The sequence below is a fragment of the Priestia sp. P1_B12_1 genome (assembly GCF_056406695.1).
On sequence record NZ_JBFTZR010000001.1, the window covers coordinates 67,217 to 92,973 of the forward strand.

Below are 25,757 nucleotides of genomic sequence, written 5' to 3' on the forward strand. Positions count from 1 at the left end.
TATATACATGACACCTACGTTCACCATACTAATAAAAAACCGAACGAAGTTGATTCTGCATTAAAAATCTCGATTCATCATTCGGATCTTCTTTCAACGAAAATACTTTTGTCACAGCTTTTTTTACGCCTATTTACATTCTTCCTCCGGTAAACGGATTGATTTCCCCTGTTAAATCACGTCCTGCTTTCTTTTCTTCGTGTGCGATGCGCTTGCCAATCGCAATTTTATTCCAAATTAGCGGCACCCAAATACACGCTCCGAACAAAATCATCCAAAAAAGTTCTCCCATTTCTTCCACCCTTTCATTTTCTGCTTTTATGTTGAAGACAATAAGAAACGCGTATACGCTTTTTACTCTTTGTTTGAATCACTCATATCGTATGAAAAGAAATAAACCAAGATTGATAAAGCCATTCCGTACACAGTCCAAGCCGCTAGTAAAATGGCGTACTGATGATTGATAAAAAACACTCCGCTTGAAATCAGCAGCAGGATAAAACTAATCCATTTTACTTTTTTCATTACTCTATCCCCTTTACTTAACCTTTTACAGTAAGTTTCTTATTGTCTACTTGTTATTACGGACAAACTGTATAAAAGTTCCATATTTTTTAAAAAACGAAAAAGAATTTGATAAAACGTTCAACTATCGATTATCATATACCTTAAAGTAAGCTATACGATTCATAAGTGGGAGTGAACAATCTTGTCTTATAGCATGAAAGAAATGAATGAAAAAACCGGGCTTTCCGCACCGACTTTACGCTACTATGAAAAAGAAGGAATCCTTCCTTTTGTAGAGCGTGATGAACATGGAAAACGCCTCTATAATGAGACGAATATTGAATGGATCCGTTTTATCTTAGCTCTGCGCTCAACAGGCATGCCGCTTGCAGAAATCAAGCGCTATGTAGAGCTCTATAAACAAGGCGAAAACACGATTAAAGAACGAAAAAACATGATGCTTCAGCACAAAGAAGCGGTAGAAGAAGAAATGGCCAAAACTTTTAAATACCTTGAACAAATCAACTATAAGCTCGCTTTGTACGACTCACTAGAAGCAAAATTAACGCAAAAGGAAATTAAAATTTAAACACAAAAATCCGCAGGTTCACCTGCGGATTTTTTATTAATAGAGTGAATTCACGGTATTCAACAGCTCTTCTGACCATGTCCAATCGCTGATTTCAACCGCATCTTTTACGTGGTGCAATTTGCTAGCTCCGATAATGCTTGATGTTACAGCGGGCTGATTTAATACCCATGAAAGAGCAAACTGAGACAAGCTTACTTCATTTTGTTCTGCTAACTTGCGATACTGCTCCACCAGCTGAAAATTTTGGTCTGTAAAGTAGTTTCGCAGCAGCTTTTCACCATGCGCAGCGCGACTTTCTGGCGGCACGTCATTTGGTGTTTTATATTTGCCTGAAAGCATGCCGCGCGCTAACGGACTGTATACCATGACGCCTACACCTTCAGATTGACTAAACGGCAGCAGCTCTTGTTCAATTTCACGAGAGAGAAGATTATACTGGGGCTGAATGGAAATGAATTTTTCAAGATTCATTTTGTCACTAATATGATGAGACTTTGCGATTTGCCACGCGGCATAATTGGAACAGCCAATATAACGAACCTTGCCTTGGCGAACTAAATCATCTAGCGCGCGAAGTGTTTCTTCCATCGGTGTATGGTGGTCAAAAAGATGAACTTGATAAAGATCAATGTAGTCTGTCTGCAGTCGTCGCAGCTGATTATCCACTTCTCTCATAATGTGTGTGCGTGAAAGGCCTTTATCATTTTTGCCTTTTCCTACGGCAATGCCGACTTTTGTTGCAAGTACAACATCATCCCGTTTTCCTTTTAACGCACGTCCAATAATTTCTTCAGATTCCCCTGTGCCATATCTAAACTCTTCATCCTGCCCTTTTCCGTAATAGTTGGCTGTGTCAATGAAGTTAATTCCGTTTTCAATGGCGCTATGTAAAATAGCTGCCGACGCTTTTTCGTCAATCCATCGTCCAAACGCCATGGTACCTAGACATAAATTTGATACTTCCAGACCTGTTGTTCCAAGCTTTCGATATTGCATCGATACCCTCTCCTTTTTATAGCTGTCTCTACTCTCTCTTATCATACACCTTAACGTCCACTTTAAGACAAGCCTTAAGCGTGCATGCATATACAAAAAACGGCTAAGAACAGGCAGTGCTTCTAGCAGTTTTCGGGTTCATTTCCACTTATTTTTTGTAATTCGCTTCTTCAGTAGACATAATATGGTAAGATTAATCATAGCTTACTCGTTATGGAAACTACATTAAGCTGCCGCTGTTAAAATAACGGCGATTCCATTAAAACAAGCGTGAATGATCATACTTGGAAGCAGCGACTTTGTTTTTTCGTACACCCATGCAAACACGAGACCTGATAAAAAGTTAACGGGCAAGGTATTGTACGTTGGAATATGCACCAGCATAAAAATAAACGAACTTCCCACTAATCCAACGACAATCCCTCCTTTACGTTTCAGCCACGTATAAAAAAATCCTCGGTAGATAATCTCTTCATAAAAAGGTGAGATCACAGCGGCTGAAACAAAAGCAAGTATAAATGAAAACAGCGACAGATCTTGTTGCAAACTAGCTGTTTTTTTATTTTCATGTGTTATACCAAGCCATTCCATGAGTACAACAATCCCCACACTTCCTAAGATCAGCACAAAGAGCCAAAAAAGAATGAGCGGCCAGTGCCGTTTTGAAAACGATTGAAAACCAATTTTTCTATCACCAGCCTGAACCATCAGCCCATACAGAGCTGATAAAAACACAGCTGCCATAACAAATCCAGTAGCTGTTCCAGCATAAAGGTCATTTTTAAACAGGGAATATAAAGCGTCCTGCAATATGCCTTCAATTAAGATAGGCACACCAACAAACGTGACGCCCAACATAATTACGAATGATTTTATTGTCCATAATCCTTGATTTTTTTGTTTCAATTTACTTCGCCTCCCTTTTACATATATTCAGTGTAAAAGGTGACGTAACGTTACCTGCAAGCATTTTTTTGGAGGGGTTAAAAATGATTTATTTTTCTACTGGGCAAGCCGCTAAAAAACTAGGCCTTACGGTGCGTACGCTTCGTTACTACGATCAAATCGGCTTGCTTCATCCATCGTCAAAAGCCGAAAACGGAAAGCGGTCCTACTCAGAAACGGATTTAGTCACACTAGAGAAAATTACTCTTTTAAAAAACTTAGCCGTTCCTTTGCGAGATATTGAACTTATTCTTCATCAAGTGAGTATCGATGAACTTCTAGCGATTCATCAGCAAAAGCTTCAGCAAAAAGCGATGGAAATTCAACAAGCTTTAGAACATACTCACACGCTTCGCAACAGTATAAAAATAGAAGGTGAATTAAACTGGAAGCAGCTCCTTCCTTTAGTTGACAATGAAACTAATGCCAAGAGCAGCTGGACGGATCTCCTTTCGCTTTCAATAGAAGAAAGTGAGATTCTGCAGCATGATTTGCCTAAAATGGAGAATGCGAGTGCCGATAAATGGATTAACATCATAAAACGAGTTCAGCTTTGCTTAAAGCACCAGCGTGCACCTCAATCTGAAGATGGACAGCTGATTGCAGCTGATATACTGTTTTTATCGAGTGAGCTATTTGGCCCTCATGCGGCTTTAGAAAAAGCCTTTTGGGATGTTCGCAAATCTCCTGAGGCATCAAGTTCACTTAATCTCTACCCTATTGACAGCGAAGTCCTTCAATTTATTGAAGATGCGATTATTTTTTACGAACAACACATAAAGGAATGAAGGTATTGAAAAAAGAAAAGCTGTTTGCTAATTCTTCTTATAAAAAATTATTTATTTCAAGCACTGCAGCAAGCTTCGGAGATTTATTTGATATGTTTGCGGTGATGACGCTTTTTACATACGTGTGGCACGCAAATTCCCTCTGGATTACGCTTATTCCTGTCGCGTACGCTTTACCTAGCATCCTGCTAAGTCAAGCAGCAGGAAATTTAGCCGACCGCTATGATAAAGTACAGCTGATGTTTCTGTCTGAACTAGTCCGTCTTCTGTTCACATGTCTGTTATTTTTTACAAATGAACCGCTTTTGGCACTTGGAGTGCTGATGCTGCGCTCTATGAGTTCTGTTATGAAAGTGCCCGCACAGCTCTCTTACGTTCGAGAAGTGGTCAAAGAAGATCAGCTGCTGCAGGCCTCTACTTTACAAAACATTATGTTTCAAATTGCCAAAGTTGTGGGGCCGTTTCTCGGAGCCGCCGCGCTGACGATTACAACGCCAAAAGCATGCATTTTAGCTAATGCCGCAGCTTGTATGATTTCTATTGGCGTGCTGTTTTCACTTAAAAAAGCACGTAAAAACATTCAAGGGCAAGCTGCTCGTTCTTCCCATCAACTGAAAGAAACGTACTCAAACGGCTGGAAAATCGTTTTTCAGCACTCAATCCTTTTACGCGCCGTTATTTTGTTTCACCTTTCGTATTTTGTAGTGATGCTTGTTGACGCTCAAATCAGCATCTTCCTACGAGATGTGCTGCCTCATCATCCGGAAATGCTCGGCTGGCTGCTTTCTGGAATCGGACTGGGGGCGCTAGCAACAGGAATGTATCTTAATAGAAAAAAACAGGTTCACCATCCATTTAGACTGTTATCACTTGGACTGCTTCTATTTGGAGGGGCTTTATTTTTCATTAGCTGCTTTAATCCAGCCGTTATGTCACGCTATTTCATTTTGATTGCTGCACCTATTGGAGGAGCCGGAGTTGGGCTTAATTTACTACTGTTTAACTATATCGTTCAAACATACAGCGACAAGGAACACCTCGGAAAAGTGTACGGATTCATCAACACCTTAACGAGTGCCGTTTTACTTACTGGTCCTCTTCTTGGAGGCATGGTTGTAAAGCTTGCAGGTGCTCAGACAACTTTTTTAACGGCGGCAATCATCATTGTAAGCGTTGGATTTGTGAGTATGCTGATGCCTCTGCGTGATAAACGGGAAAGAAACGTTCAGATTTTATAGACTTCTGTTCATCAACCAGCGGCTACATAAATCAAAGCAGCTAATACGTTCGGTACTGCAATAGCTCCAAATCGTTTTGCATCTTCAACTCGGCTCACCCTGCGCGTCTTTTTGACTGAAAAGAATGTGCCTGTACTTCCTAGCACGATACTGTCAATAAGGTATGCCAAAGCTAAAACCAGTGACACTGCTCTCATTGTGCCTGACACAAAAAAGCAGCAAGAGCAAGAACAATCCCGACCATCACGATACCTGCTATAAATCCTTTTTTAATCACTGCATTCCTCTTCCCTTCCTACTCCTTAAATTTTACCATATACTTCTTTTTTTGTATGACACCTTACATTTCATTCTACTACACTCACATTTTATGGTAAAATTAGTAAGAGAGGTGGTACATATGAAAAAACGTCAAGGAATCACGCTGCTTTTATTTATACTCGGAGCAGCCTCTATTTCTTTTGGGATGGCTTTAAAAAATATCTTTCCTTATTCCCCTGCAGCTGGCTGGATTCTAGGGACACTGCTTTTGCTAGGAAACTCATTTTATACGAGAAGATACTTACATAGAAGGTCAATTAAGAAGTAAATATCCGCCCCGAGCCGTATATACAAACCTTCATTCGGTTATGGTAAAATAGATAAGCAAAAACTGGATGTAAGGAGATTTTGAGTTTGAAAACAGGATTAATATCTGGCATTATATCTTTAATTATTGTGATTATCATTTCTATTACAGCAGGCAACTGGCAGTATATTTACTATATTTCAGGTCCTCTTGGCATATTACTTACAGCGATTGCACTCGTTACGCTTCTCGACGCATTTCGATTTGAAACGAGAGGTCCTTACTTTACACCCGTCCGGCAGCGAGAGGATACAGAGTGGATGAAACGTTTTATTATTGCAGCTGTTCCTCACTTAGTTGCTTCATGTATTTGTATTTTATTTTTATAGAAACCAAAAAGCCAATGAATGATATTCATTGGCTTTTCTCATTTATTATATTAAATACCGCGGGACATGCCGTAATAATCAATACGGTAGTCCACGGCCCCTTCTGCAAATACATTTACAGCTGATTTGGAATCTTTTTTCGGGAATACCCGGGAAGTGAAGACAATTTTGCCGCCGTTTATATAAATTTCGACGATGCTTTTGTCGACAAATACGCGAACATCGACTTCATTTGACGCTGTCCATTTTTCAGAGCGAACCACACCGTATTCCGTTGCATATTGATGGTGGAATGAAGAACGGTCGAGTCGCACTTCTTGCTTTCCTGTATCAAACACGAGGCGAAGCTCTTCTTCTTTACTATTAAACAGCTCTAAACCAAACTGTTTGGCCTCTATCTCGCGGAACGTCATATTGATTTCATATGCATTGTTTGTTGCTTCATCAATGATCACTTCTTCATTTTTTAGCGTTCCTCTAAAATGAACCGCTTGATCTCGAAGCTTATTTAACTCTTCTACAGGCTTTTGAACAAGTTCATTTCCTTCAAGCGAAAGCTCACGAGGAAGCGTTAAGGCATGGGCCCATCCGTATTCGTCTGACGGATAATCAACGTCCGGGTTTCCAATCCATGCAAACAGCAAGCGACGTCCGCTTTCATCTTGGAACGTTTGCGGTGCATAAAAGTCAAACCCCTTATCAATTTCACGGTAATACTCCATTTCAAACGTTAAACTTTCCACATCAAATGTTCCCACCGCGTAAATCACATTATAAATATTATGAAAATCGTGGCCATCCGCTTTGATTCCTTGCGGCGAAAAGACAAACACATCTTTTCCGTCCAGTTTAAAGTAATCCGGGCACTCCCACATATAGCCAAAGTCAGGAAGCGATGTTTTAACTTCACCTTTAAATGACCACTGAAGCGCATCGCTTGATTCATACACAATTAACGCGCCCGTTTCGTTTTCACGCTGAGCGCCTAGCAGCATATAATATGTATCATTTTCTTTCCATACTTTCGGATCGCGCACATGTCCTGTATACCCATCAGGAACGCCTCGTACCGCTGGATTATTCGTGTATTTTTCTACACTTCCATCCCTGTTTAGCATCGCGATACACTGATTAGCTGAACGTGAGCCGTCTTCGTATTTTACATTCCCCGTATAAAACAGCAGCCCTTGACCATCTTTTTCAATCGCGCCGCCTGAGTATGCGCCGTGCGATTCATATTCTTCCGTTGGCGTTAACGCAACCGGAAGGCGTTCCCACGTTACTAAATCCGTAGATTTCACATGAGCCCAGTGCTTCATTCCATGCATCGCGCCGTACGGATACCACTGATAAAACACGTGATATTCACCGTTTAATTGAACCAATCCGTTTGGATCATTCATCAGCCCGTACTGTGGATGAATATGATAAATCGGCTGCCAGCTGTCTTTGATTGCTTTGTCTTTTAATGCTTCTAACTCTCCAGATTTTGCTTCTAAAATCGTTCTGTACTTCGATTCAGCCATTTCTTCAATCCCTCCAGCATCTAAAAAAAGAGAACGTATTCTCCTTGCCCTCTATGATATAAAATTTCAAGTGAAAATGCTACCAAAGAACGAATGTTGTCGTTTTCTTGTGTCGGATTTTATAGATAAGTTTTTTTTTGTTTTTATAGCAGAAAAGAAGGTTTTTCTGTCAGGTGGTTGAATACTATATACAATCAAATTTCACCAGCCTGTACGAGCGTCCGACGGCACTTGCAGATTTTTTTAGCGAATCATTTGCGTTTTGCAGGAAGTATTCAACAAAATGGTAAACCCTTCATATTACATATTATAAAAGGAGGAAATGTCATGACAAAAGAAAACGTAAAAGAAACAGTGGGTAAAGAAACAAAAGGTGGAAGCAAAGAGTTATTAGTCGGCACGTTAGTAGGTAGCGTAGTGGGTGTAACAACAGCTTTACTAGTAGCGCCAAAGTCAGGAAAAGAGCTGCGTGCTTCTATTCAAGATGGAGCGAATCAAGCACTTGCTAAAACAGGTCAAGTGAAAGAAACGGTATATGCAAAAGGCCAAGATCTCAAACAGCGCACGGCTCGTCTTTCACAAAAAGTCTCCGAACAGTCTTCGCAAGTTGTCAACAAAGTGAAATCTCTGCGCACTGCTAAAGAACAGCCGCTTGCAGAAACGGCTGCAGCAGAAGAGCTTGAAACGACAGAAATCGTTCAAGATCCTGTTCTTGAAGCTGAAGCGGTCCAAGAAGAATTAAATACAATTACGCAAGAAGTAAGTGACTTAGAACAATCTGTCGATGAAACAAGACGTTAATAACAAGCTGTAGAGATATCTCTACAGCTTTTATGTATATTCGCTACCCTTCCTTCCACCCTTCAAAAAAATATCCTCCGTACGGACACGGCTCTGATTCCGGCAGTTCTTCATAACGCTGTCCGCTGTAATATTTCGCCAGCACAATCTTAGGCTTAAAAGCCACTACCTCTTCACTGTCTTCTTTCCCCGCTCTGCTTTCTCTTATCAAACAAAAAATATCCATTCCCGCAAACTCTCCGTACCCCTGATAGCACGACTCATAATAAACTTTACCAGGTGTCACCAAATAACACTCCCGCTGCCATGACGGCTGCTTACTGTAGACACTGGCAATACTTATTCCACTCACTGCACACTTCCAGCTGCAAATTCCAACCATACAACGCCTCCAACGACTTGATAGTCTATTCATCTACAACTTTTGATGAAATCAAACATCCGTTGACATGTACAGAATTTTATCTTCGACCAAAAACCTATACTACCAGATATCCTGTCCCCTTGACTTCACCCCAAAAGTGCTGCATCGATAGAAATAAAAAAGGTCTGATAAATCGACCATTTCTGGTGATTATCAGACCTCAAGTTTTTCTGCATTTGAGCGGCTTATTTGCTGTTCAAGCGATTTAGCCAGCAGTACGATTTCATGATCTACATATTTTGTTTTGATTTCTTCGATTTCCATTAATGTTTTAGAAAAGCTTTCTGCATTATTTCCCTGTCTATGCTGCACATCTTTAAAGAAATCAAGCAGTGCCTCGTTAGACTGCGTTGGACGGCTAAAATCAATCGTGTACATTTTGTACCCCAGTGTTAAATTTGTTGTAGTTGTCATAATTATTTCCCCCATTCTTCCTATAGTGATATATCTTCTACTCTTTACCCTTTAATTCCTTCTTTTTAACCTAAATTAATTATTTTTTTCAAAAAAACTTCCCATTATAAGAAAAAACACCCTTATAACAAGGATGTTAGAGTATTCTTCCCTTCGGTAAAATTCCAGATGCAAAGTCATCTTTGAACTTAAAGCTAGCAGAATTGTTTTCCGTTAGAAAATGTATTTCCCATTTAAAGACCGGATATTCGGGCTTGTACATTTCGACTTTCTGATCGGGATTTTCTTCTAATCTTGCAATTACTCGTTTGAATCCTTCATATGCAATCCACCAATCGCTTCCGGTTTCATCGGTAATAAAACAAATAGAACCGTCAATTAAATGAAGGTTTTGCTTGATATCATCAGCATTTGTAAAATACGCATTTCCAAACGTTTGAAGACAATGATCGCAATAACCTGCTTTGCCTCCATCTTTATAAATCCAGTGCGCAATTGGCTCACTGCAGTCTTTACACGTATTCGTCACTTCTTGGAGAAATGTTTTTCCGCTCCACTGTTCCTTTTCATCTTCAAAAACGGTCCATACTAAATAACTTTCCGTTTGCTCTGAAATAAAAAGGCGAAACGGCTCGTCTCGATGCCAAAAGTGAATATTTTGTTCATCTGATTCTTCAAAGTCAATGACAAAATTATCTCGTTCTAATATATGTCGAATAACATTGGTTAAAAAGGTAACATCCATATAAGGACCTCCCGTACTAAGCGTGACTTCTAGTAAAAATAGCGTTTATGAGTTAAAACATATCATGCGTGCTGAAATAACGTCAACGATTACCTCTTGCTTTCTCCGAAAACTGGAAAAGAAATGGTCAAACGCGTTATAATGGTAGTCATGTTGAAACGGAAAGGAGATTTTATGAAGTTTACCGTTCAATCAACTGCACTTTTTCTTCTCTTTTTTATTTGTTTAAGCGGCTGTTCTGATAACGCCGAGCAGTCAAAGAAGCCGGCCGGCTATTTAGTTCAAGGGCGCATTTTAGAAGTGAAACAGGATGAAATTCTTATTGCAAACGTCATTCCGCGAGATACCGCGCTTGACTATACAACAAAAGAAATACTTGGTTCTAGCGATGTACAGCCTATTTATGTAAAAGTTTCGGATGATCAAACGTACAAAAAAGGACAGCTCGTTAAAGCATGGCTCAAAAAAGACAAAAGCGTTCAGTATTCCGTTCCGGCAAAAGGCGAAGCTGTTGAAGTCAACATTTTAAAACAGCCGTAGAAAAGCTCCTGTTACGGGAGCTTTCTTCGTGTCAGCTGCCGTCCGGTCCGATTCATTTTATGCTGTTCAAAATCCCACTTTTCTAAAAAGCGCTTTGCTGATATATAACCAGATTCATATAAAAATTCGATTTCTTCTTCCTTTAAGGCAAAATCCGTTGCCGTAATCACACCGGTTGGAATTTGCACCGTTCGTTCTTTTGTCTCCGCGTTCAAATACCGCAAATCATGAGCTTGCAGCATCGTCGTAAACATACTTTTAAATAAATGGACCGGCGTCGGAATAATAGCGGCTGTATCAATTTCTTCTTTGACAAATCGAAAACCAAATGTCGGGAAACGCGGATGCTCCGTATCAAACAGCCAAATCGGAAAATTGCTTAAAAGCGCTCCATCGACAATGTATGATCTCTTGAACCCTTTGGACTTCCAGATGACCGGACGAAAGAAAAAAGGAATGGACGCACTCATCATCACGGCTTGTGAAATCTTCATATCGCTTGGCTGCATTCCGTAGCGAGGCAAGTCGTCAGGCAGCACAAGCATCTGCCCGTTCGAAATGTCTGAGGCAATAATTTTCAGCCTATCTGCCGGCAAATCCGCAAACGTTTCGATTCCTTTTTCACGCAGCAAACCATACACCCATTTTTCCAAATAATCATTTTTATAAAAACCTAAATGAACCATCAGTTCAATCAAGTTTCCAATCAGAGGAATTCGGTTAATGATCGTTTTCCCGCGAAACTTAGCATAGTCCATGTTTTGAAGCTCTCTGCGAATTTCACCGCTTTTATAGCCGCTCGCTAAAAGTGCCGCAATTAACGCTCCCGCTGACGTACCTGCTAGACGCTGCCATTCTACATTGCTTTCTTCCATCGCTTCAATCGCACCCGTGAATGCAATTCCTCGAACGCCTCCCCCTTCAAATACAGCATCTGCTTTCACATTTTCCCCTCCAATACAACTCTCTACTTTTTATATACCCTTTTTTTATATTCAGGATTTCATTACTCCATACCTTTTATTTTCCCAACCCAAAAAAGACTGTTTCTTTGATCGAAACAGTCTTTTCTTTATAGTCGCTTTATTACCATTCGGTAGTAATTCATTGTCAGCCAGTAGAAAAAGAAATAAATAATCCCGTATACTGCATCCGCTATTAAAACAGGGACTATCAGACTTTCACCGGTTAGGTTCGTAATGACCTTCAGCGCAAATAGACTGTGCAAGATGCCAATCACTAAAGGCAAACCAAACGTAAACAGCTGCTGCTTTCGAACGGCGCTCATCATTTGAGACACTGAAAACCCAAGCTTACGCAGAACTTCAAATCTTTTGCGCTCTTGTTCCGCTTCAGAGATTTGCTTAAAATAAATAATACTGCCCGTTGCCATCAAAAAGACGAGCCCTAAAAACCCTCCAATAAAAATAAACAATCCTTTACTCATTAAGCCTGCCTGAAACACATCATAGTATGAAGTACGGCTTTCGCCAGCTTCTTTTGCGATTTGATGATAGTTCTTAGCAAGTTCATTCTGTTTGTTTCCATCATCGGTATTAAATACGTACACCGCTTGCTTTTGCCCAGCTTTTAAAAGCTTGTTAAATGTATCGTGGTGGACTACAAACTGATAGCCGGCACTGTCAGAATCAAGAATGAGCAAAGGCTCGGATTTAACGACTTTTAAAGTAAGCTCTTCTGATTTGTTCAGCTGCACAGCTGCGGTTTTACCTGTACTAGGCTTAAACACTTTTCCTTTTGCCATTGAATCAAAAATAACAGTTTCGTTTGCGCTTAGCGCAGGAACCGAAACGCCATTTTTCCGCACTTCTTCTTCATCTAAAAAACTGATTTGTTCCCTATCTTTATAGTAGCCCGATGTAATAAATCGAAAATCCGATAAATCAGCAGAGTGCTTCACGATATGATAGACATACCGATTTGATTGGATATCTAGCTCATCCAGTACATCCATAAATTCTTGCGCTGCTTTTCTGCTGTGCAGCGTATAGTCATAAGGCTGCATGCTTCTGGCGTCGGCTTTTGTATTATAGTACGAGGAATACGTCACACCAACTGCTACAAGTGTAGTAGCCGACAAAATCGTAATTAGGGTTAACACTCGTGCATTTGCTTTAATTCGATACATCATGGTAGAAACGCTTAGCATATTTGCAAACGAATAATATCGGCTTGCATGCTCTCGGTAAAGCCCCATCAGCCACTCAATTGTGGCTTTAAAAAGTAAAAATGTACCGAAAATGACCGAGAACAGTACAACGGCTACAATTAGAAAAAACTTAGGCGTCACAATGTTTCCCGATGAAAGGTAGTATCCGTAGCCAACGAGTAAGATACCCAGTCCTCCCACTGCAATTGAGCGTTTCGAATTCATTTTATTTACGCGTTCACTTTTGCTTTCTGCTTGAAACAGATCTAATAGCGTATAGCGGTACATAATAAAATAGCCTTGAAACGATATAAAAATGGTAACAAGCAAAAACACTACGGCTGTTTTTAAAACCGCTTGAAAAGAAAATGTGAGCGTAATAGAAAGCGACAGTCCCATAAGCTTTAGTAAAAACAGCACAAATAGCCTTGAAAACACGGTACCTAGTAAAATACCGACCACCAAAGAAAAAATTCCCAGAAGCATATTCTCATAAAAAATCATTTTTCCAATCGTACGTTTTTCAATGCCGACTAAATGATACAGCCCGAGCTCTCTCTTACGCTGCCTGATGAAAAATGAGTTTGTGTACCAAATAAAGACAACAATAAAGGTAAGCAAAACGTAGTTTGAAGCATTAAAAATGCCCTGCAGCCTCAGCTCTTCTCCAATAACCTTTGAAATCGATTGGTCGTACTGAAGCGTAGCAAACACATAGTACACAATAATACTAAAAATCATTGAAAAGAAATAAAGGCTGTACCGGCTAATATTTTTGCGCATATTCTTTTTAACAAGATCAAATACGGTCATAGCCTTCACCGCCTAATGCGCCTTGAATGTTCATAATTCGTTTAAAAAATGCTCGTCTCGTTTGTTCGCCTTTAAACAGCTCCGTGTAAATTTGTCCGTCTTTAATAAACAGCACGCGGCTGCAGTAGCTTGAAGCCAGCGGATCATGCGTCACCATAATAATCGTGGCACGGTCTTCTTGATTTAATTGCGACAGCTTTTCAAGCAGGCTTGAAGCAGCTTTGGAATCAAGAGCTCCGGTAGGTTCATCGGCGAAAATAACGGCTGGATTCGTAATCATTGCTCTCGCTGCTGCAACGCGCTGTTTTTGTCCGCCAGAAATCTCATACGGATACTTATCCGCCAGCTCATAAATGCCTAGTCGCGTTGCGGTGTCTTTAAGCTTCGCTTCCATCTCTTTCTTAGACATTTTTGTAACCGTAAGCGGCAGAAGAATATTTTCTTTTACCGTTAACGTATCCAATAAATTATAATCTTGAAAAATAAACCCTAAATGATTGCGTCTGAAAGCAGACAGCTTCTTATCTTTCATGAGCGCCACGTTTTCTCCTTGAATCCATATCTCGCCGTCGGTGGGACGGTCAATCGTTGAAAGAATGTTCATCAGCGTCGTTTTTCCCGCTCCAGATGGTCCCATAATACCGACAAACTCTCCTTCTTCGATTGTAAAATCAATTCCTTTCAGCGCTTCGTATACATTTCCTCTTGATCCAAACGCTTTGGTTACATTTTTCCCTTCAAGAACAACGCTCACTTTTCCTCCTCCTTTCGTTCTTTTGTAGGCCACACGCTTTTCACTCGCTGCGGCAGCTCATTCTTTGTTATAATGTCATATTTCCGAACTTCATTGCCTCGAACAAAAAGGTCAATAACCGTTCCTTCTTTTAACTGTTTAATCGTTGTAAATGTTTGAAACGTTGTTTGTCCTTTTTCGTTTATCACTGAAATGGTATATTGAACTCGTCCATACTCATCCACTTTTTTTGCTTCTTTTGGGATAATCCCGTATTGATGCTCCGTTGCGGCTTTTTGATAAATCTTTATTCCTCCTATACCTGCTCCTACAACCAAAAGCAGAGCTAAGAGGCTAATCCACTTTCGCTTCATGTACGTTCCCTCCTTGTGTATAGCTCTATCTTACTTTGAAACAAGGAAAGATTCGTTTGAAGCAGATGACAATCTCAGCGTGCAATCTTACATTTTTGAAAGGTTATCAAAAGAATTCGGTTTGTAGAAGGTCAGGATCACCGTGGTGCCTTCGTGTAAAAGTGAATTCACTTCTATTCGATGGCCAAGAGCATCTGTAATTTTTTTTGAAAAATACAGCCCTAGCCCTGTAGCTCCCTTCGTTTTTCTTCCCGCATTTCCTGTGAATCCTTTTTCAAAAACCCGGGGAAGATCTTGAGTTGGAATCCCTTTTCCTTGGTCAGCGATAAATAGCTTTACGTACTTTGGAGTTTCTTCACTAAAAAAAGAAAGCTTTCCTTCTAGAGGGCTATATTTAATGGCGTTAGACAGCACTTGTCTCACAACAAACTGCATCCACTTTGAATCAGTGTGTACCAGTATGTCTAGATTTTTTTCATCAATATCCAGTTTCTTTTCAATACACCATTTTGAGAAGTACGCAACGTTTGGAAAAACAAGTTCGCTTAGTGACACTGCCTGCACCTGATAATCTTTTTCTAAGTACTGCAGGCGTGCAGAATATAAATTCTGATCTACTAATCCGTCAATTTTCATCCACTCATCTTCAATATCCTTTAGCCAAGGCCATTTGTAAAGCTCTGTACGATGAGCATTAATAAGCAGCTTCATCGCAGTAAGCGGCGTCTTGATCTCATGAACCCAAGTCGTTATATATTCCTGCTGCTCTCTCTGCTGTACGTGAAGAGCATGAGTTTGTCTGCGATACACACGATCTATATGCTGCAGCAAACTCAGCATGTCTTCATCTGCTTTTGTTCGAACATATGGCTGCATTTCTTGCAAATCGTACGCATCATTCCGCATCATTAAGCTCAACTTTTTTAGAAATTTTCTTTCTTTTATTCCTCTCCATAAAAGAAACAGAATCAGCAGACACAGCGTTAATAGATTTAAATACCAAAACGAAGTGGACGACACCTTAATATCATACTCAAGCAGCAGCAGAGCATCGATTACAATCAGCCATATAAGAACAAATAAAATCCAGCTTAGTCTTTCTCTTAAAAAACTTTTCCACATCTTAATTCACCAAATATCCTTGGCCTTTTTTAGTCACAATTTTATCATTCAGCCCGATTTCTTCCAGCTTGGTGCGAATGCGTGTGATGTTGACAGAAAGCGTATTGTCACTTACAAATTTCTCATCTTCCCATAACCTTCGCATAAGCTCTTCTCGCGATACAATCTTGCCTCGTTCTTCCAAAAGAAGCCGCAAAATAAAAAATTCATTTTTCGTTAAATGAATTTCTTGGTCGTTGTAATGCAAACTTCCTTTTTTTAAGTCTAGCACCGCGCCGTTCCACTCGATAACGTCCGAAATCGTATCTCCATATGAATACGTTCTCCGCAGAAGCGCCTGCACTTTAGCAACAAGAACATCCAAGTTAAACGGCTTTTGAATATAATCATCTGCCCCAACATTCATTGCCATAACAATATCCATTGGATGTTCACGAGAGGAAAGAAAGACGATAGGAGTTTTTGAAACTGCACGTATTTGCTGACACCAGTAAAACCCGTCATATACAGGCAAATTCACGTCTAAAATAACAAGCTCTGGGCTTTCTGCAATAAATACTTCCATTACCTTTTGAAAGTCTTCTACTCCAGCCACTTCAAATGACCACTGTTCAAATTTCTCTTTCACTAATTCATATATTTTATCATCGTCTTCTACAATTAAAATTTTCATACATTCACCTCTGTATTCCTATGTATTATGTATAACCTACTGTTGAATACTCTCTTAAAAGCTCATCTAATTCATTAGCATGACAGCAATTTTCTTAAAAATAAACCATTTATTTCTGTAAAACGAAGAATGAACGAGTATTATCGTAGTGTAAACTTGTATATGTTACAAGTTTCTCTGTTCAAATACTACAAAATAATGACAATATCGTTAATAAGTAATCTTTAAACTCCATTAAATGCTCATTTTTTGTTACTATAGTATATAAGATGAAAACTTAAACTAATTTGACATGTGGATATGTAAAAAGGAGCTAGTTATCAATGAGTGTACCCAACAAATTACGCGACAACGCAATGGTGATGTTAAAAGAGACAAGCCGAACATTTTTTATTCCAATTAGCCACTTGCCGGCAGAATTGCAGGATGCAGTAGGATCTGCTTACTTATGTATGAGGGCAATTGATGAAATTGAAGATCACCCTGAGCTAGAAGCCGGTGTAAAAAGCCGCTTGCTTTACGACATTAGTGACCTGTTAAAAAAGTCTTTTAACGAAGACGAGTACATGGCATTAGTAGGTCCTTATCAAGCTGATTTACCTGACGTAACGCTTCAGCTCGGCAACTGGATTGCGCTTTGTCCGACTGGAGTTGCAGATCAAGTATTAGATGCAACTTCTATTATGGCCAAAGGAATGGCCGATTGGGTAGAAAAAGACTGGCATATTCAAAATGAAGCGGATTTAGATGACTATACGTTCTACGTAGCTGGTCTAGTAGGTGTGATGCTTAATGACATTTGGAAATGGTATGACGGCACGGAGACAGACAAAGAATTAGCTATTGCGTTCGGACGCGGCTTGCAGTCTGTTAATATCCTGCGTAATACCTCGGAAGATTCAGAGCGCGGAGTCAGCTTCTTTCCTAACAATTGGAGCAGAGAAGATATGTTTGCCTACGCTCGCCGCAATCTTTCACTAGGAAAGAAATATTTAGAAGATGTCAAATCGCTTCCGATCCTTCATTTCTGTAAAATTCCGTTAGCGCTTGCTGATGGAACATTAAACGCATTGATGAAAGGAAAAGAAAAAATGACGCGTGACGATGTAAATAAAACGGTAAATGAAGTTGTGGATATGTAAAAACAAAAGCACGGAGCCCCTGGGTTCCGTGCTTTTTATATTTCCACCTGCAGACTTTCATATAAAGCGACTATTTCTCCTTGAATAATTGGGTATCGTTTCAGGGCTGGAACACTTGAAAGCTTTGGCGCTCGTTTTTGCTCAGCTGCTGCAGCTAGCTGAGCAAATGTTTCCTTAAGCTCTCGTTTCTCCGTTTCTGACAGCTCATATCCTTCAAACGACGCAAGAAGCATATAACCTAACTGCTGGGTAGCGACAACGGCAGGCCACAATCCTTCTAGTTTGACGGCCGTTTTAGAATATTCTCCAATCACATTATCGTACAGGGCCCGAAGATTAACGAGTTCCCCTTGAAGCTTATTTCTTTCTCGTTTAATTCTTTCTTCATCTTGTTCGGTGCTTAGCATTTCTAAAAACTGTCCTTCTTTTCGTATCACATCTCCAAGCAAATACGGCAAACGAAGCGAAGAAGCTCGTTTAAAAACTAATACCGTACCGACCACTCCGATAATAGAACCAATAACAATATCAATCACTCGAGCAGACGTAAAGTAGCTAATCGCTTTATCAGGATGACCGCTTTCAGCGATTAAAAGAGCATTTGGCGTGATAAAGAGCGTGCCGAGCGCGTAGTTTTTAACAATTACAATTTCAATTGTCGATTGAAGCACAAAGACAATGAGTGCGATCACGATTCCTGTGGGCTCAAGCATTAAAATTCCGGTCCCAATTAAAATACCTAAAATCGTTCCGACCGAACGCTGAATACCTCGCTGAACCGTTGCACGAACGGTTGCTCCAAGCATCACTCCCGCGCACGTAAGCGGAATCCAGTAAGACCTAGGAATATTTGTCGTGTAGGCAACGGCTGCGGCAATGATCATAATAATTCCATAGCGCAAAGCATTTTTAAGCACATACGAACGTTTGTGAAAAGCAGCTTTTAACCGTGTTTTTACGCTGCCTTGTGAAAATTGAATGTACTCCGTTTCTTTTAATTCCTTCATTTGAAGAACGTCATTTACATCCAATAATAATGTACGTAGCTCTTCTTTGATGGACAGATCTTCAATTTCTTCTCGAACGTCTCGAATTTTTTTATGTTTTTTTAACGTGGCCATTTCGGATGCGAACGTTTCAATCACCGCTTGTGCTTTTTTAGAAACAGCCGGATTAAAATCGTTCGCAGCGGCCATTACAAAGATAAACAGCCCTTCGGCTTTTTGATTTAATAAAAACAGGCGATGCGCAAACGATGATTTTTTCCGATTAATTTTCGCTTGTTTCATCGCCGTTTCCGCTGCCCGAAGCTCTACAACCGTTTTATGCTGCTCGGCGTGAAACGATTCCGTACCAAGAGACCCGACAAATGAAGCTAGCTGCCTGTACGCTTTCGCCACAGCAGCGGTTTCAGGTCCGCGCGGATTAATAAGCCAGCCGCTCATGCTAACACACCAAGATAGTGCTCCTCCTAAAAAAACGAGTCCTGCGTGCAAAAAAACAGCCTGCAAATTCGGCGCTGGAATGCTCGTGCTCACAGCAAATGAAAGGACAAAAAACATGGCAGAAGGCCCTGGGATTTTTAACGCTCCGAAAACATAAACCGATACAGCTCCAATAAGACCAAATAAAATAGTTTTCATCCAAGCTACGTCAGCAAATAACGAGCCGAGTGTAAAGCACAGCGTAACGCCAAGCAAAGCTAAAAATAACTTAACGGCACGCTGCGCATAAGGCTCATCTTTTGTATATAAATATGTAAAGCCGCCAATGCTTGCAATGAGTCCGTACTGCAAATGATCAAACAAAATCCCTATCAAAATCGGTAAACTTGAAGACAAGCCTGAGCTGATTCCTCTTACCCAAGGAGAAGAAGCATGGTTAAAGCGAAAAGCAGCTTTGATTCCCGGCGCTTTTGGAGAAGCCTCAATTTTATGATGAATTTCCGTATGATTATATGTTGGTGACTTTTTGTCATGACTCACCTTGACCTCCTCCTTTCTCTCCATATATCTTTCCTGTTCTTAAAACGAGATAAACCTAAAAAACCGCTGTTCCTATCCGTATTGTGTTTAGGAACAGCGGTTTTTATCCTTATGAGCAGCGTACAATAAAAACAAAAAGCAGATGAAACGAATGTCTCATCTGCTTTTTACTAACAGCTCTACTGCTTCTTTTACTAAGTTTTCCGTATTCTCGCCTTTTTCAATGCTTTCTCTTACGCATTGTTCAAGATTGGTGCTGACAATAACACCCATCGTGCGATCAATTGCGCTTCTGGCTGCTGAGAGCTGTGTCACAATGTCACGGCAGTCTTTTCCTTGTTCCATCATATTTAAGACACCTTTTAACTGACCTTCAATACGTTTCAAACGATTTTTAACTTGCTTATCATATTCCATCATACTACTACCTCCGCTCATGCATGATTGCGCTTCTTGCTTTTAAGCTGTACGCAAGAAGTAAATGTATACACAACTTTATACCTATTAGGGTATGATGTCAAGTAAAGGAAGTTTACTCTTTTTTGCACTGCTGAGATTTCTTTTCGTTACCTACCTCTTCACACTACATTTAACCTGACTGGTAAGCAGGTTCACAATAAAAAGTATAATTCCCGGAATATTAAGGAGCTTTTCTACTCCTTACAGATAAGAAAAAAAGATCATTTTCACATAAATGTTAATACTTGTTTACACCGTATTTATTGTCCTGTAATCTAAACTTAGCAATCTGAGAGTATAGTTAAGCTGTAAAAACGACTTACACTGGAGGTTTGAGATGGCTACATACGGGAAAAAATTAATGGCAAGTCTATTCATTATCATGGCATGTATTTTAGGGTTTATGGGACATGCGGCTTTTTTAGCTCCTGAAAAAACGGAAGCTGAAGTAAACTATGATGCGACGCTTTATTTTCCGTTAGACCGATATCCTGAAACGGGTAATCATATTCGTGACGCAATTGCCGCTGGGCACTCTGCCGTTTGCACAATTGATCGCGAAGGTGCTGAAGCGAACCGAGAAGAATCCCTGAAAGGATATCCAACAAAAACAGGCTATGACCGTGATGAATGGCCAATGGCTATGTGCGAAGAAGGCGGAGCAGGAGCTGACATTCGCTATATTTCACCTTCTGATAACCGCGGAGCCGGCTCATGGGTTGGAAATCAGTTAGAACAGTATCCAGATGGTACACGCGTACAATTTATCGTTCAATAATAGCAGAACAAGCTTTACTTTGAAGAGGTGAAATCATGAAAACAAAATGGAAAGAACAAGAGCTAACCATGTCTTATCATCAGTTTACGCTGTTTCAAAAAGGACAGCCAAAGCCCCATCACGACTGGAGTGATGAAGATATTCAAAAAGGATATGTCGCAGACGATAAAGCTATTTCATTTGAAGCCGTATCGAACACAAAAGCCATTATTGAAGTGTGGGTAAACGAAACTCCAGACGCATCACGGGCTGAAAAGACCACTCGCCTTCCTTTTCACGTCGAAAGCGATGGGATTGAAATCAAAAGTGTCTTATCTGAAACTTTAAGCTATGATATTCCAAACGGGTATTATTACGTCACATGCCTGACCATTCCTCTTCAAGAAAAAACAAACTCAGGCCTTTATTTAGTGAAGTATTTACTGCATTTTGAAAGTCAATAAAAAGAAAGCGGCCTACTGTAAACAGTTCAGGCAATATACAACAGTAATAACTCATAAAAAGCTCAGAGCGATATATAGCTCTGAGCTTTTTGGTGCAAGATGCTAAAATATCCATCCGTTAAAGACCATACCTAAATTAATAATAAAATGAAAAACTATGGCCGGGTATATGCTTTTCGTCTTTAAAACGACAAATGCATAGAAAAGTCCACCAAAAGAAAAAAGTAAACTCATGATTACAGGAATTCCTATTGATATGTGCAAAAGACCAAATCCAATACTCGTAATGAAAACAGCATAAAAAGTGGAAAGATTACTTTTTAAATGAGATAGCATGATCCCTCTCCAAAGCAACTCTTCTAAAATAGCGTTTATAACGGAGAATACTATACCGTATATGACGAATGATTTTGTATAGCTTATATCTTCAACGAACAGTAACGGTACAAAGATTGTAGCCGAACCAATTAGACCAAACAGTAAAAAGTACGTTAGCTTAATCGAATGATATGGCATCACTATACGTTTCTGCCCGTCTGGTAACGATGCAAAAAGAAATACCTTTTGTTTGGACAACAAAACTGAAAGCAATAGTCCACCTATGATAAACAAAAGTAAAACTCTGTTTACAATGATTTTCATCTCTTTGGATAGATCCCATTCAATGAAATAATTGCTTCCTACTTGAAACATACATGTCCCTACTAAAAAGAATAGAAACAGAGAAACAGTTGAACGGTATTTAGAGGTTAAAGCGTAGATAAAAAGCAAGCCTATGATGGGCAACATTCCTGCAGCAAATAACTTATAAGAAAAAAGAACAATCCCGAAGAAAAATAAACTTATTATAAGGATGAGTAATACATTTATTCGTAAATATTGGATATAAAAATCCTCCTTTTACTGTCCTTCTGATTCGTTTTATAGTAGCGGAAATTTAACCAAACAATTTTTAATTAAGCAATGAAAATAAGCTGAATCCGTTTAAATAAAAAAACGAGGACAAAACCTTTGCGATTTCATCCTCGATTTCCTTTACTAATCCTACTGTTACTTTCTCAGATAATCAGAACACCGGCCGTCTTCTTTTTATTGTGCTTGGTATTCATAAGTTTCTTTATTTGATATAAACGGGCTGATTTCACCAAGCGAGAACAGGTGCAGCTCATGCATCGCTCTTGTGCATGCCGTATAAAATAAATTACGCTCGTATTCATCTTGGTAACATTCACTCGACGCATTGTAAATGATGACGGCATCAAATTCAATTCCTTTTGCTAAGTAAGCTGGCAGAACAAGCATGCCTTTTTCAAATGAACTTGTTTCTTTTGTCAGCAGCCTTGCAGACATTGCTTCAGGAAGTGCTTGGAATGCCTGAAGACTTTCCTCAGCTGTTTTGGCAATAACGGCAATCGTTTTATAGTTTTGCTGCTTCAATTCATTAATTTTGTGTATGATTGCCTCATGAAGGTCTTGGACGTTATCTGCAGCCGTAACGGTTGGCTTCGCACCGTCTCGATTAAACGGCTCGATTAAATGGCCATTTGCCACCATATCTCTTGAAAACTCAACAATTTGACGTGTTGATCGGTAGCTTCTCGTAAGAGTCAGCGTTTCTGCTTCTTTCTCTTCGTACAGTTCGCTTGAAAGAATGGTCGGTGCGTTCAAGGCGTGCGCATAGATCGCTTGATTCAAGTCTCCAAGCAGCGTCATTCTGGCATGCGGAAACAGCTCTTTTAAAAACGCCAGCTGAAACGGTGAATAGTCCTGTGCTTCATCAATAAACAAATAGCGAATGACAGGATTAGCTTTGCGCCCTTCAATTTGATCTTTTATATATAAGTAAGGCGTTACGTCTTCATAAGACAGCTTCATGTTCATGACTCTTTGCACCGTATTTTTAGCAGTGTCTTCCCATCCTTCTACATGCAGAAAAAGGTGCCTCCTTTCAAACAGCTGCATATAGATACGTCGAATGTCGATAAATTTAAGCTGCTTGATCGCCTGCTTAATAAATTTCATTTTCTTAGCTACAACGGCCTTTGCTAAATACGCTTGTTCCCGGTCGAAATCATCAAATGAGCTTTCCGTATAGCCTTCCTTTTTCTGCAGATGCTGATAGGCCTCTACATAATCTTCTTTTTCTAAGAGCTGAATTTCTTCTTGAACCCAATCTTTTTTGCGTTCAAGTTTTTCAAGCTGATTAATGAGTTTAAGCGCCCACTCGGCTACGAGCTGCATCCTGTTAGGAATGGAAATTCCCGTATCAAGCGAATAGAAATAAGACAGCAAACGCCGAGCAGATAACACGATTTCGCCGCGAAACTTAATGTTTTTAAAAATGATGTCTTTAGTAGACAGTTCTTTGATATACGCATCTACCTGCTTTTTAAATTCACGGCTTGCCTTGTAGCGAATTTCCTGCATTTTTTGCTTTTTTGCCGCAGCATCTTTTTCCGTTAGCAAATATTCGATTTGAACGAACAAGTCCTCCACTTCAAACTCGTTTCCTAACCGGCCATCGGCATATTGCTGAAACGTTGTTTGTTTCATATTGTCTTCTCCAAGCTCCGGAAGAACGGTTGAGACGTAGCTGTTAAAAAGCGGATTTGGTGAAAACAGCATCATGTTTTCTGCAGTCAGCTGCTTTCGGTGATGATAGAGAAGATAAGCCACGCGCTGAAGAGCCGCAGACGTTTTACCGCTCCCTGCTACTCCTTGAACGATCAGCACTTTATTTTTTTCATTTCGAATAATTTGGTTTTGTTCTTTTTGAATGGTCGCTACAATACTTTTCATTTGACTGCTTGCATTGTGTCCGAGCACTTCTTGAAGCAGCTCGTCGCGAATGGTAATCCCTGTATCAAACATGCTTTTAATTACGCTATTTTCGATAATAAACTGACGCTTTAGCTTCATCTCGCCTTTAATCGCTTCACCTGGCGTTTCGTACTGCGCTTTTCCCGGTGAATAATCATAATAAAGACTCGAAATAGGCGCCCGCCAATCATAAATTAAAAACTCTTCATCTTTTTGATCCATTAAAGAGCCCACGCCCACATAAATAGCTTCCGCTTCTTTTTCACCATTTTCTATAAAATCAAAACGTCCAAAATAAGGGGATTGCGTTAATTTTTTTAAAGTTTTTAATTGATCATACGCTTGTCTATGGGTAATTTCACGTTCAGCTAAAAGTTCTGCCTGCTGCTTAATGCTCGTAAATGTCTCAATCACGTCATCTGGCTCATCCATATTAACCGTAACATCGTCCCAAAACGTGCTTCGCAAATCGACAATTTCGCCTTTTACGTTTCCTACGCTTTTACCTATTTTTTCAGCTTTTTGGCTGATTTCTTCTACTACCCAATCAACTCGCTGCTGTTCTTCTGTTAAATTTTTGTCTTTCACTTATCCACACCCCTTACACACGTTACCCGATAACAAAACTTGTTACCGGGTAAAAGCGATCGTTGTTTATTTTTTTCAGAGTCTACATACTTCCCTACTGAGTTCGTAAATCCCTGCTATGTAACCATATTATGTCTTAATTTCCACCGTTAGTATACTGAAAAATAATGAACTCCACAACAAAAAGGGCTGAGAAAGTCTCAAGCCCCTTATCTTTATAGGTCGTTCCTCTACTTATTAGCTATTACTGTTTCCAAAAAGTTAGTAGATGAATGATGGCTGACACCACTTCTACCCCTTGAAACGCCAGTAAACCTGCTGCTGCCGCTGTAAACAATCCGACTACCGCTTCTTTAAAAATGAATGGCATTGATACCAGCTCCTTTGCTTATTTAAAATAAGTAGATTTGTTATCATTCTACTCTTTTTTTCAGAATTTTCAATACCTTTTTATCAACAAAATAAAATAAAAACGCTTTCACTTTATAAAAATAAAGTGAAAGCGTTTTTCAAGCTTCCTTTTCTAATGCGTTCAGCGTAAGTGAATATTCTAATCCTTTTCCTTTTTGCACAACGTGCTGCACTTTGCCCATATTGCACGCTTCTTGCGCACTAACGGTCATGCCGTTTGTTAACTTGAGCTGCACAGGTTCTTCCGCAATTCGTACATCGCATGCTAAAGCTAACTCATATCCTCCGCCAAACGTAAAGTTTGTAAGAAGCGCAATCGTTTGTTTGGAGCTGCATGAAATACGCTGAAAAATCGCTCGAGCTGCTACTGCATGAATTGGCTGATAAAGCCTTCCTGTTTCTTCACGTAGGAAAGAGGTTGTTCTATGATCTCCGTTCATTTTATAGTACTCTCCCATAAATACAATAGATCCAACCGACGCATCGTGCTGCAGCTCATTCATCGTTTCTTGCAGCTCATACATGACTTCACTGTTCAAACGATTAAGCATTGACTGATTCATTCGTACAACCGCCACATGATTTCTTTTTTCTACTTTAATAAACCTTTTCATCCTTCCTCCGCCCTTTCCCCTGTTGTTCTTTATAAATAAAGCGCTTTCAAAACATTTCGCTTTTTAATAGAAAAGTTATCTTCATAGTTTCATCATACAACAAACTCATAATTATTTCCATTACTTTTTTAATTTTCCGTCAATAATTCCATGAATCAT

At 39.8% G+C, this 25,757-nt stretch carries 31 protein-coding genes; 10 read left to right on the top strand and 21 right to left on the bottom strand.

Translation table 11 applies throughout. The annotated features are described in order from the left end of the window. Window positions 1–133: 133 nt before the first annotated feature. Together AC1D0Y_RS00395 and AC1D0Y_RS00400 are read right to left on the bottom strand one after the other, a co-directional pair. On the bottom strand, window positions 134–292 hold the full coding sequence (locus tag AC1D0Y_RS00395; protein ID WP_162213596.1) for a hypothetical protein: 159 nt from the start codon (window positions 290–292) through the stop codon (window positions 134–136). A gap of 62 nt (window positions 293–354) precedes the next feature. Next, window positions 355–525, bottom strand: a complete 171-nt coding sequence (locus AC1D0Y_RS00400; protein ID WP_162871439.1) for a hypothetical protein — start codon at window positions 523–525, stop codon at window positions 355–357. Between the two features lie 184 nt (window positions 526–709). On the opposite strand from AC1D0Y_RS00400, the gene AC1D0Y_RS00405 reads away from it, so the two are divergent. Continuing rightward, entirely contained in the window at window positions 710–1,096 is a 387-nt protein-coding gene (locus tag AC1D0Y_RS00405; protein WP_060747197.1) for a MerR family transcriptional regulator, read from the top strand. Window positions 1,097–1,132: 36 nt separating this feature from the next. Here the strand turns inward: AC1D0Y_RS00405 and AC1D0Y_RS00410 are convergent, their stop codons facing one another. Both AC1D0Y_RS00410 and AC1D0Y_RS00415 read right to left on the bottom strand, forming a co-directional pair. Then, entirely contained in the window at window positions 1,133–2,095 is a 963-nt protein-coding gene (locus AC1D0Y_RS00410) for an aldo/keto reductase (protein WP_477707284.1), read from the bottom strand. Between the two features lie 225 nt (window positions 2,096–2,320). Beyond that, entirely contained in the window at window positions 2,321–3,001 is a 681-nt protein-coding gene (locus AC1D0Y_RS00415; RefSeq protein ID WP_060747195.1) for a CPBP family intramembrane glutamic endopeptidase, read from the bottom strand. A gap of 83 nt (window positions 3,002–3,084) precedes the next feature. Here AC1D0Y_RS00415 and AC1D0Y_RS00420 point away from each other — a divergent pair, with 83 nt between their 5' ends. Further along, complete coding sequence (locus AC1D0Y_RS00420; RefSeq protein WP_060747194.1) at window positions 3,085–3,828, top strand: MerR family transcriptional regulator; 744 nt, start codon at window positions 3,085–3,087, stop codon at window positions 3,826–3,828. Further along, the gene (locus tag AC1D0Y_RS00425) at window positions 3,825–5,066 is read left to right on the top strand and encodes an MFS transporter (RefSeq protein WP_477707285.1); all 1,242 of its coding nucleotides are present in this window, start codon (window positions 3,825–3,827) and stop codon (window positions 5,064–5,066) included. Before AC1D0Y_RS00420 ends, AC1D0Y_RS00425 begins: the two co-directional genes overlap by 4 nt. An 11-nt stretch (window positions 5,067–5,077) precedes the next feature. Here AC1D0Y_RS00425 and AC1D0Y_RS00430 read toward each other — a convergent pair whose 3' ends face one another. Beyond that, window positions 5,078–5,263, bottom strand: coding sequence for a hypothetical protein (locus tag AC1D0Y_RS00430; protein ID WP_235593627.1), 186 nt, complete (start codon window positions 5,261–5,263; stop codon window positions 5,078–5,080). Between the two features lie 203 nt (window positions 5,264–5,466). On the opposite strand from AC1D0Y_RS00430, the gene AC1D0Y_RS00435 reads away from it, so the two are divergent. Beyond that, window positions 5,467–5,655, top strand: coding sequence for a hypothetical protein (locus tag AC1D0Y_RS00435; RefSeq protein WP_013058545.1), 189 nt, complete (start codon window positions 5,467–5,469; stop codon window positions 5,653–5,655). A gap of 86 nt (window positions 5,656–5,741) precedes the next feature. Then, window positions 5,742–6,023 carry a hypothetical protein gene (locus AC1D0Y_RS00440; RefSeq protein WP_013058546.1) on the top strand — a complete coding sequence of 94 codons (282 nt, stop codon included), beginning with the start codon at window positions 5,742–5,744 and terminating at the stop codon, window positions 6,021–6,023. Window positions 6,024–6,073: 50 nt separating this feature from the next. Here AC1D0Y_RS00440 and AC1D0Y_RS00445 read toward each other — a convergent pair whose 3' ends face one another. Then, window positions 6,074–7,549: a glycoside hydrolase family 32 protein gene (locus tag AC1D0Y_RS00445; protein ID WP_060747192.1), complete on the bottom strand. Its 1,476-nt coding sequence runs from the start codon at window positions 7,547–7,549 to the stop codon at window positions 6,074–6,076. A 327-nt stretch (window positions 7,550–7,876) separates the two neighbouring features. Between AC1D0Y_RS00445 and AC1D0Y_RS00450 the strand changes: the two genes are divergently transcribed. Next, window positions 7,877–8,350, top strand: a complete 474-nt coding sequence (locus AC1D0Y_RS00450; RefSeq protein WP_013058548.1) for a YtxH domain-containing protein — start codon at window positions 7,877–7,879, stop codon at window positions 8,348–8,350. A gap of 43 nt (window positions 8,351–8,393) precedes the next feature. Here AC1D0Y_RS00450 and AC1D0Y_RS00455 read toward each other — a convergent pair whose 3' ends face one another. The 3 genes from AC1D0Y_RS00455 to AC1D0Y_RS00465 form a co-directional block, all read right to left on the bottom strand. Then, window positions 8,394–8,732, bottom strand: a complete 339-nt coding sequence (locus tag AC1D0Y_RS00455) for a hypothetical protein (protein WP_060747191.1) — start codon at window positions 8,730–8,732, stop codon at window positions 8,394–8,396. A gap of 195 nt (window positions 8,733–8,927) precedes the next feature. After that, a complete protein-coding gene (locus tag AC1D0Y_RS00460) occupies window positions 8,928–9,188 on the bottom strand; it encodes a hypothetical protein (RefSeq protein ID WP_016765166.1) in 261 nt (86 codons plus the stop codon). Between the two features lie 136 nt (window positions 9,189–9,324). Further along, window positions 9,325–9,933, bottom strand: a complete 609-nt coding sequence (locus AC1D0Y_RS00465; RefSeq protein WP_028411031.1) for a hypothetical protein — start codon at window positions 9,931–9,933, stop codon at window positions 9,325–9,327. A 174-nt stretch (window positions 9,934–10,107) separates the two neighbouring features. Here AC1D0Y_RS00465 and AC1D0Y_RS00470 point away from each other — a divergent pair, with 174 nt between their 5' ends. After that, on the top strand, window positions 10,108–10,473 hold the full coding sequence (locus AC1D0Y_RS00470) for a DUF3221 domain-containing protein (protein ID WP_016765167.1): 366 nt from the start codon (window positions 10,108–10,110) through the stop codon (window positions 10,471–10,473). An 11-nt stretch (window positions 10,474–10,484) separates the two neighbouring features. On the opposite strand, the gene AC1D0Y_RS00475 is transcribed toward AC1D0Y_RS00470, so the two are convergent. The 6 genes from AC1D0Y_RS00475 to AC1D0Y_RS00500 form a co-directional block, all read right to left on the bottom strand. Next, the gene (locus tag AC1D0Y_RS00475) at window positions 10,485–11,417 is read right to left on the bottom strand and encodes a patatin-like phospholipase family protein (RefSeq protein WP_028411029.1); all 933 of its coding nucleotides are present in this window, start codon (window positions 11,415–11,417) and stop codon (window positions 10,485–10,487) included. A 128-nt stretch (window positions 11,418–11,545) separates the two neighbouring features. Next, window positions 11,546–13,456, bottom strand: coding sequence for an ABC transporter permease (locus tag AC1D0Y_RS00480; protein ID WP_060747190.1), 1,911 nt, complete (start codon window positions 13,454–13,456; stop codon window positions 11,546–11,548). Further along, entirely contained in the window at window positions 13,443–14,210 is a 768-nt protein-coding gene (locus tag AC1D0Y_RS00485; protein ID WP_060747189.1) for an ABC transporter ATP-binding protein, read from the bottom strand. Before AC1D0Y_RS00485 ends, AC1D0Y_RS00480 begins: the two co-directional genes overlap by 14 nt. Beyond that, window positions 14,207–14,563 carry a DUF1093 domain-containing protein gene (locus AC1D0Y_RS00490; RefSeq protein WP_050689920.1) on the bottom strand — a complete coding sequence of 119 codons (357 nt, stop codon included), beginning with the start codon at window positions 14,561–14,563 and terminating at the stop codon, window positions 14,207–14,209. Before AC1D0Y_RS00490 ends, AC1D0Y_RS00485 begins: the two co-directional genes overlap by 4 nt. A gap of 87 nt (window positions 14,564–14,650) precedes the next feature. After that, complete coding sequence (locus AC1D0Y_RS00495) at window positions 14,651–15,685, bottom strand: sensor histidine kinase (protein WP_028411025.1); 1,035 nt, start codon at window positions 15,683–15,685, stop codon at window positions 14,651–14,653. Between the two features lies 1 nt (window position 15,686). After that, on the bottom strand, window positions 15,687–16,358 hold the full coding sequence (locus tag AC1D0Y_RS00500; protein WP_028411024.1) for a response regulator transcription factor: 672 nt from the start codon (window positions 16,356–16,358) through the stop codon (window positions 15,687–15,689). A 323-nt stretch (window positions 16,359–16,681) separates the two neighbouring features. Here AC1D0Y_RS00500 and AC1D0Y_RS00505 point away from each other — a divergent pair, with 323 nt between their 5' ends. Next, window positions 16,682–17,500 carry a squalene/phytoene synthase family protein gene (locus AC1D0Y_RS00505; protein ID WP_028411023.1) on the top strand — a complete coding sequence of 273 codons (819 nt, stop codon included), beginning with the start codon at window positions 16,682–16,684 and terminating at the stop codon, window positions 17,498–17,500. A 35-nt stretch (window positions 17,501–17,535) separates the two neighbouring features. On the opposite strand, the gene AC1D0Y_RS00510 is transcribed toward AC1D0Y_RS00505, so the two are convergent. Then, window positions 17,536–19,485, bottom strand: a complete 1,950-nt coding sequence (locus AC1D0Y_RS00510; protein ID WP_477707286.1) for an FUSC family protein — start codon at window positions 19,483–19,485, stop codon at window positions 17,536–17,538. Between the two features lie 156 nt (window positions 19,486–19,641). Next, a complete protein-coding gene (locus AC1D0Y_RS00515) occupies window positions 19,642–19,902 on the bottom strand; it encodes a metal-sensitive transcriptional regulator (RefSeq protein WP_013058561.1) in 261 nt (86 codons plus the stop codon). 445 nt (window positions 19,903–20,347) lie between these two features. Between AC1D0Y_RS00515 and AC1D0Y_RS00520 the strand changes: the two genes are divergently transcribed. Together AC1D0Y_RS00520 and comJ are read left to right on the top strand one after the other, a co-directional pair. Beyond that, the gene (locus AC1D0Y_RS00520) at window positions 20,348–20,722 is read left to right on the top strand and encodes a NucA/NucB deoxyribonuclease domain-containing protein (protein ID WP_225049535.1); all 375 of its coding nucleotides are present in this window, start codon (window positions 20,348–20,350) and stop codon (window positions 20,720–20,722) included. Window positions 20,723–20,757: 35 nt separating this feature from the next. After that, window positions 20,758–21,165 (top strand): competence protein ComJ, encoded by a 408-nt coding sequence (comJ, locus tag AC1D0Y_RS00525; protein WP_028411020.1) that lies wholly within the window; start codon window positions 20,758–20,760, stop codon window positions 21,163–21,165. Window positions 21,166–21,267: 102 nt separating this feature from the next. Here comJ and AC1D0Y_RS00530 read toward each other — a convergent pair whose 3' ends face one another. From AC1D0Y_RS00530 to AC1D0Y_RS00545, 4 genes are all read right to left on the bottom strand, one after another. Then, on the bottom strand, window positions 21,268–21,858 hold the full coding sequence (locus tag AC1D0Y_RS00530) for a CPBP family intramembrane glutamic endopeptidase (RefSeq protein ID WP_060747186.1): 591 nt from the start codon (window positions 21,856–21,858) through the stop codon (window positions 21,268–21,270). 396 nt (window positions 21,859–22,254) lie between these two features. Beyond that, complete coding sequence (gene helD, locus AC1D0Y_RS00535) at window positions 22,255–24,573, bottom strand: RNA polymerase recycling motor HelD (protein ID WP_060747185.1); 2,319 nt, start codon at window positions 24,571–24,573, stop codon at window positions 22,255–22,257. 244 nt (window positions 24,574–24,817) lie between these two features. Continuing rightward, window positions 24,818–24,943: a hypothetical protein gene (locus tag AC1D0Y_RS00540; protein ID WP_016765178.1), complete on the bottom strand. Its 126-nt coding sequence runs from the start codon at window positions 24,941–24,943 to the stop codon at window positions 24,818–24,820. Window positions 24,944–25,082: 139 nt separating this feature from the next. After that, on the bottom strand, window positions 25,083–25,598 hold the full coding sequence (locus AC1D0Y_RS00545; RefSeq protein ID WP_060747184.1) for an enoyl-CoA hydratase/isomerase family protein: 516 nt from the start codon (window positions 25,596–25,598) through the stop codon (window positions 25,083–25,085). Window positions 25,599–25,757 lie beyond the last annotated feature (159 nt).

Bases quoted from the DNA above. Each gene is read 5' to 3' on its own strand.
- AC1D0Y_RS00395 (WP_162213596.1), bottom strand. From the start codon at position 292: ATGGGAGAACTTTTTTGGATGATTTTGTTCGGAGCGTGTATTTGGGTG.
- AC1D0Y_RS00400 (WP_162871439.1), bottom strand. From the start codon at position 525: ATGAAAAAAGTAAAATGGATTAGTTTTATCCTGCTGCTGATTTCAAGC.
- AC1D0Y_RS00410 (WP_477707284.1), bottom strand. From the start codon at position 2,095: ATGCAATATCGAAAGCTTGGAACAACAGGTCTGGAAGTATCAAATTTA.
- AC1D0Y_RS00420 (WP_060747194.1), top strand. From the start codon at position 3,085: ATGATTTATTTTTCTACTGGGCAAGCCGCTAAAAAACTAGGCCTTACG.
- AC1D0Y_RS00425 (WP_477707285.1), top strand. From the start codon at position 3,825: ATGAAGGTATTGAAAAAAGAAAAGCTGTTTGCTAATTCTTCTTATAAA.
- AC1D0Y_RS00430 (WP_235593627.1), bottom strand. From the start codon at position 5,263: ATGAGAGCAGTGTCACTGGTTTTAGCTTTGGCATACCTTATTGACAGT.
- AC1D0Y_RS00435 (WP_013058545.1), top strand. From the start codon at position 5,467: ATGAAAAAACGTCAAGGAATCACGCTGCTTTTATTTATACTCGGAGCA.
- AC1D0Y_RS00445 (WP_060747192.1), bottom strand. From the start codon at position 7,549: ATGGCTGAATCGAAGTACAGAACGATTTTAGAAGCAAAATCTGGAGAG.
- AC1D0Y_RS00450 (WP_013058548.1), top strand. From the start codon at position 7,877: ATGACAAAAGAAAACGTAAAAGAAACAGTGGGTAAAGAAACAAAAGGT.
- AC1D0Y_RS00455 (WP_060747191.1), bottom strand. From the start codon at position 8,732: ATGGTTGGAATTTGCAGCTGGAAGTGTGCAGTGAGTGGAATAAGTATT.
- AC1D0Y_RS00460 (WP_016765166.1), bottom strand. From the start codon at position 9,188: ATGACAACTACAACAAATTTAACACTGGGGTACAAAATGTACACGATT.
- AC1D0Y_RS00465 (WP_028411031.1), bottom strand. From the start codon at position 9,933: ATGGATGTTACCTTTTTAACCAATGTTATTCGACATATATTAGAACGA.
- AC1D0Y_RS00470 (WP_016765167.1), top strand. From the start codon at position 10,108: ATGAAGTTTACCGTTCAATCAACTGCACTTTTTCTTCTCTTTTTTATT.
- AC1D0Y_RS00480 (WP_060747190.1), bottom strand. From the start codon at position 13,456: ATGACCGTATTTGATCTTGTTAAAAAGAATATGCGCAAAAATATTAGC.
- AC1D0Y_RS00490 (WP_050689920.1), bottom strand. From the start codon at position 14,563: ATGAAGCGAAAGTGGATTAGCCTCTTAGCTCTGCTTTTGGTTGTAGGA.
- AC1D0Y_RS00495 (WP_028411025.1), bottom strand. From the start codon at position 15,685: ATGTGGAAAAGTTTTTTAAGAGAAAGACTAAGCTGGATTTTATTTGTT.
- AC1D0Y_RS00500 (WP_028411024.1), bottom strand. From the start codon at position 16,358: ATGAAAATTTTAATTGTAGAAGACGATGATAAAATATATGAATTAGTG.
- AC1D0Y_RS00505 (WP_028411023.1), top strand. From the start codon at position 16,682: ATGAGTGTACCCAACAAATTACGCGACAACGCAATGGTGATGTTAAAA.
- AC1D0Y_RS00515 (WP_013058561.1), bottom strand. From the start codon at position 19,902: ATGGAATATGATAAGCAAGTTAAAAATCGTTTGAAACGTATTGAAGGT.
- AC1D0Y_RS00520 (WP_225049535.1), top strand. From the start codon at position 20,348: ATGGGACATGCGGCTTTTTTAGCTCCTGAAAAAACGGAAGCTGAAGTA.
- comJ (WP_028411020.1), top strand. From the start codon at position 20,758: ATGAAAACAAAATGGAAAGAACAAGAGCTAACCATGTCTTATCATCAG.
- AC1D0Y_RS00530 (WP_060747186.1), bottom strand. From the start codon at position 21,858: ATGTTTCAAGTAGGAAGCAATTATTTCATTGAATGGGATCTATCCAAA.
- AC1D0Y_RS00540 (WP_016765178.1), bottom strand. From the start codon at position 24,943: ATGCCATTCATTTTTAAAGAAGCGGTAGTCGGATTGTTTACAGCGGCA.
- AC1D0Y_RS00545 (WP_060747184.1), bottom strand. From the start codon at position 25,598: ATGAAAAGGTTTATTAAAGTAGAAAAAAGAAATCATGTGGCGGTTGTA.